A 4,919-nucleotide genomic window follows, 5' to 3' on the forward strand; every position below is an offset into this window, starting at 1 on the left:
CGGGCGTGCCTTCCCGACCCGCGCTGCGAACGCGGGCCTGACTTGGTGACCGATACAGGATCATTCGGGAAGGTACGCCCTTCGCGTGCCGTCCCGAAGACCGATCCACAAGTCATGAGCATTGCTCCTCCGTATTGCGGTATGAGCCTCTGCCGGCTGCTCCCTGGTGTCTGCGGTCCTCTGCGCTGCTCTCAGGCCCTCTCGGGGCCTTCTGCGCTCACTGCCGGTTCAGCCGACACGACACCTTCTGACCAGGGATTTTGTAGACGTTATCAATCTGTAACCCCCATTGTGGTCACAAACCCCCCTCTAGTGACACCTACGTCTTGGTTAGAAGAAGAAAACAGAGCCGGATCATCTGTCTCTGGTCGTCTTCCAGGCTGCTCCCCTGTGTTCTCCCCTCTCGTATCCGAGTTCTGGCCCTGGGTTGCTCGGACGCTTGGCCCTGGTCCTCTGTTTGTCGTGTGCAGAGGGCCGGGGTCATTTTTTATGCAGTCCAATACCCCTTTTACTCCACACGACACCATGGAAGGTGATTGCAAATGCCCAAGGTAAGTATCTGGGACCGCGGTAGCTGGAACGCTATCCGACAGGTCCGAGGCATTACGTACCGACAGATAGCCAAGGCGTGCCAGGTATATGGCTCAACTCCTCAGAAGTGGTTTGCTGGAGAAGCCAATCCCACACTGTCTCATCAGATTAAGTTGGCCAAGGCTCTTGGCATTCCTCTGGAAGACGCTCTCTCTGGCGTCACTGACCCTGATGTACGGGCCGCTATCCGCTACGCCCTGGAGAACAACTAGACGTTAAGGACACACGACAATGAACACGACACCTTTCTACGCCAGAGCCGCGGCCATTGTGGGCCGGCCACTGGTCCTACTGGCTTCCCTAGTTATGTCTGCACCGGCAGAGATTGAGCTTGCTCGCTCTGCCGGCTTTAGCTCTGGCTTTGAGTTCCTGTCTCCTCTGGTCCTGTCTCTCTACGCCGTATGTGCCGCGGTTATTGCCGCGACACGACACAAGGGTGACAAGGGGAGGACGTCTGCCATTGCGGGGTCTGCCGTTGCTCTTGGTCTGGCAATGGCGAGTCAGGTTGTGGCACACCTTATTTCGAGTGGCTACACCCAATCTGGCCCTTGGCTTGTGGCTGCTGTCTCCTCTGTACCGGCACTCTCCGCCGCACACATGCTTCACCTTGCAGCCATGCCCAAGACAGACACAGTAGATGTCACTTCCGAGGATCCGGGACAGGATGAGCGCGGAAAGCCGGTAAACGGCTCTGAGAGCGCCTCTAAGGACATCGAGGCTCCCACTCCTCTGCTGCGCCCTGGTAAGCGCTCCAAGGGCCCTTCTAAGCCTTCCCTGACAGCTATCCGGGAAGCTGCGCAGAATCTCGACTGCACCGGACAGAAGGTTACCGGGTCCTCTCTGGCCAAGGTGTTCGGAGTCAGTGACCGTACCGGGGCCCGTTACCTGAACATGCTTCAGACTGCCTGAGAGGAATTAACCATGGACAACAACCTTACTCCGTCTGACGTTGCCAACCTTGTTGAAGCGGAAGTGCAACGTCGTATGGCAGAGGCCAGGGAAAGCGACCGTAAGAACAATGGACAGCTCACTTGGGATGACCTTAACAACATGAGTTGGCAGGAGGTAGCCAGGGCAAAGGCCAATGGCCAGTTGGACAGCATTCTCCTTGGCAAGGGAGAGTGATTGTGGCTGTCTTCTACTTCACTGCAAATCTGCTCTATTTCCTCGCAGCTCTCTACTGTCTCAAGGAGTCTCACCATGTCTGATCGTATTGTCGGTGGAATCAACCTCACTGGATACAAGCTGAGCAGGAAGGCTCAGCAAGTGATTGATGCCTGGCGCGAGGCAGAGCAACGGGCCATCGCCTACCGGCGAGAGAATGCGGAGTACATCCCGCAGTACTCGCGGTCATGGGGTGGTAAGCGGGTTGGTGGGGACACGCCGGCCCTGGTGCGCGCTGAACGTGAGCTGAAGCAGCTTGACGCACTGGCCGTGGCCGAGGGGAAGCCTCTGACTGACCGGGATGCCTACCTTGCTCCGGTGCTCGCCAAGGCTGAGGAAGTGGCACGCACTCTTCCTCTGCTCGACAAGGCCGCGGAAGACCGCCGGCAGGAGGCAGAGTCCGCAGTCTTCAATGAGCTTCCGGCCCTGGCTACTCAGGCCCTGGAGAATGCTCGTAAGGCCAAGGCCAATCACGACAAGGCTTATGAAGCCTTCCTCAGTGCTCAGGCTGCCCTTAAGGCCAGCGTCGACCGTATTACCAATGTGATTACCATGGGCCAGGTTGATAGTGCATGGATCCGAGGTCTTAACCGCAATGGTGACGAATACGCGGGTGTCCTCGAATTCACCGAGGACGGGAAGCTTACTTACAAGTCCGCATGGAACCTGCACTTTGTCGGTGGCGTGGCAATGAATGTGGACATGGTCGACCTTGGCGGCCTGGTGGACCTAGACGGCTGAGAATCTGACTTCCCAGGAATGCCCTGGGATTGCAGCGTCATTGCTGCGCGCTGTAGTTACCTCACACGGGGACCCCGATGTTTTGGCGGCATCGGGGTCCCCATTTTCGTGTTTGTTTTGGCATCCTGGTCAGAACTTCATAACCCGTACACAAACTTGAGAAGGCGCTCCCGGCGGGTTCACCGAATGCGTGTATACGCATTACCCCCGGTCTGTGCAGATATAAAGCGGGAGCACAGAAACAAGAGCCGACATGCATTAGATGGATGGCATCTGAAACTACATCAATAGTTCAGAGGGCAGACAAGACGCGAGACGTCAGGGCCCGGAAGGGTCAGACGACGAACGTTCCCCAACCAGGGGAGGCAGTGACAAGGCCACGGCGCTTGAGGTCTTGCACTGCCTTGGCCACGGTCGAAGGTGCCACTCCGAACTCAACGCTGAGAGGCACGGTCCCCGGTAGGCGTGACCCTGAGGCGTAGGTGCCATCGGCTATCCGCTGCTCAAGCGCGGCAGCGATGCGTCTCCATGGTGGCTGTGCTACGTCCATACGGATCATGCTCGGTCACCGCGCTAGATGACGCATCCGCGCTATGCTCGGTATGCGCGAATGGCTTGCTACAGAGTGAGTGACAAATGGCGGGAGGGTGACAGTGCAGCTACACCGGATGCCGGCAGACGAGACAGGGCGTACCGCGTACTACCAGCCGGGCGGGATCCTGGCAGACCTCGCGGAGTACGCCGAGGAAGAGGCCCTGCGCGTTGCCAGACAGGACGTTGAACGGGCAAAGGCCCTAGCGGCACAAGACAGGGTGTCCAAGCATGAACTGATCTTGGCTCTGTCTTTCCTTGCACAATCCTGCATGGCGGTCGTTGGTGTCGCTGAGGTTCGGGGCGAACGGATCCCTGTAGACGACTGACAGCCGGCCCCCACACCAGAGACTGACCCCCTGGCTACGCCGATGGCCAGGGGGTCTCTCGTGTCCAGGTACCGAGGCAGCTTCATCACTGATGTCTGGGGTAGTTGCCTAGGTTCCCTAACTGGCTTGTGATCTTGCATCTTCCCTGGTTAGAGTCCTGTCTAAGCTTACTGCCTTACAAGCAGGATGTCGGCGGTTCGAAACCGTCCGCGCCCACCGGTCGCACGACCCTCGCAGGACGACAACGCGGTACACACGCGGTACACACGGCGAAGGCCCAGGTCCCTCAGGAATCCCCCGAGGCACCTGGGCCTTCGCCGTGTCCTGGACCGGACCGGCCCCGGGTGGGTGCCGCCGGGGGTTATCCCCACCCCGGGTCCGGGAGCGTGCCGGATTCTCCGCCCGGGCCGCCCTTCCTACGCTCGCAGTGACCGATCGCACCGCCGGCCGCGCCGCCGCTCGCACCGCCGTCAGCACAGCCGCCCGCACCGTCGTCCGCACAGTCGCCCGCACAGGGGGAAGCCCGTCATGACCCGCACCGTTCTCGCCCGCGCCGCGCTCGCCGGCGTCGCCGTGGCCCTCGTCGCCACGGCTACCGCCTGCGGCGGCGACGCCGCGGACGACAAGCACCCCGAGCACCGGAGCTTCGCCCTCCACGGGCGGACCCTGACCGTGGACTCCGACGACTCGGCGCTGGAGGTCGTCGCCTCGGACCGGGTCACAGCCGGCACCGTCGAGGTCACCCGCTGGTTCTCGGGCTCCGTCCTCATCGGGGAGGACCCCCATGTGACGTGGGCCATGAAGGACGACCGGCTCGTGCTGCGGCTGAAGTGCTCGGGGATCGTCGCCGACTGCTCCGCGCGGCACCGCGTCGAGGTGCCCCGCGGGATCTCCGTGCGGGTCCAGGACCAGGACGGCAGCGTGCGCGCGCACGGCTTCCGGGATCCGCTGACCATCCGCACCGCCGACGGGTCGGTGCGCGTCACCGACACCAGCGGCCCGCTGGAGCTCAGGAGCGACGACGGCTCGGTGCGGGCCGAGGTGTCCTCGCGCCGGGTGCGGGCCACCACCGCCGACGGCTCGGTCCACCTCGAACTGGCCGCCGTGCCGGACCGGGTGGGCACCCGCTCCTCCGACGGCTCCGTGAGCGTCACGCTGCCCCGGGCCGCCTACCGGGTGACGACGAAGACGAACGACGGCTCCACCCATGTCTCGGTGCCCCGCGACGACTCCAGCCCGCACCTCGTCTCCGCGCGGACCGCCGACGGCTCGATCAGGGTCACCGCGGCGAACTGACCGGCCCGTGTGTTCGTCCTGTACAGGTGGGAGAATGAACACCACGCAGGGCGGACTCAGCACGGGAGTGAGAGGGACGTGACGGCCACACCGGCGACACCCGGGCACCAGCACGCGCCGTACGCGCCGTCCGCGCGCCCCCGGCGCGCCTCATCGGTCCCCCCGACCGGCCCGGCCCCCGCCCGCCCCCCCCGCCCCCCCCCCCCC

The 4,919-nt window shown here is 62.6% G+C and carries 5 protein-coding genes; 4 read left to right on the forward strand and 1 reads right to left on the reverse strand.

Annotated features, from left to right (window positions below; translation table 11 throughout):
* The first annotated feature begins 542 nt into the window (after window positions 1–542).
* The 3 genes from GV126_RS37535 (at window position 543) to GV126_RS33080 (ending at window position 2,496) form a co-directional block, all read left to right on the forward strand.
* Entirely contained in the window at window positions 543–803 is a 261-nt protein-coding gene (locus tag GV126_RS37535) for a helix-turn-helix domain-containing protein (protein ID WP_159674746.1), read from the forward strand.
* Between the two features lie 709 nt (window positions 804–1,512).
* The gene (locus GV126_RS33075; protein WP_159674748.1) at window positions 1,513–1,716 is read left to right on the forward strand and encodes a hypothetical protein; all 204 of its coding nucleotides are present in this window, start codon (window positions 1,513–1,515) and stop codon (window positions 1,714–1,716) included.
* Window positions 1,717–1,791: 75 nt separating this feature from the next.
* The gene (locus GV126_RS33080) at window positions 1,792–2,496 is read left to right on the forward strand and encodes a hypothetical protein (RefSeq protein WP_159674750.1); all 705 of its coding nucleotides are present in this window, start codon (window positions 1,792–1,794) and stop codon (window positions 2,494–2,496) included.
* Between the two features lie 334 nt (window positions 2,497–2,830).
* Here the strand turns inward: GV126_RS33080 and GV126_RS33085 are convergent, their stop codons facing one another.
* A complete protein-coding gene (locus GV126_RS33085; RefSeq protein ID WP_185947829.1) occupies window positions 2,831–3,055 on the reverse strand; it encodes a winged helix-turn-helix domain-containing protein in 225 nt (74 codons plus the stop codon).
* 889 nt (window positions 3,056–3,944) lie between these two features.
* Here GV126_RS33085 and GV126_RS33090 point away from each other — a divergent pair.
* On the forward strand, window positions 3,945–4,712 hold the full coding sequence (locus GV126_RS33090; RefSeq protein ID WP_159674752.1) for a DUF4097 family beta strand repeat-containing protein: 768 nt from the start codon (window positions 3,945–3,947) through the stop codon (window positions 4,710–4,712).
* Window positions 4,713–4,919: the final 207 nt, after the last annotated feature.

This window comes from Streptomyces mexicanus, assembly GCF_902506575.1.
In the GTDB taxonomy this organism is placed as follows: domain Bacteria; phylum Actinomycetota; class Actinomycetes; order Streptomycetales; family Streptomycetaceae; genus Streptomyces; species Streptomyces mexicanus.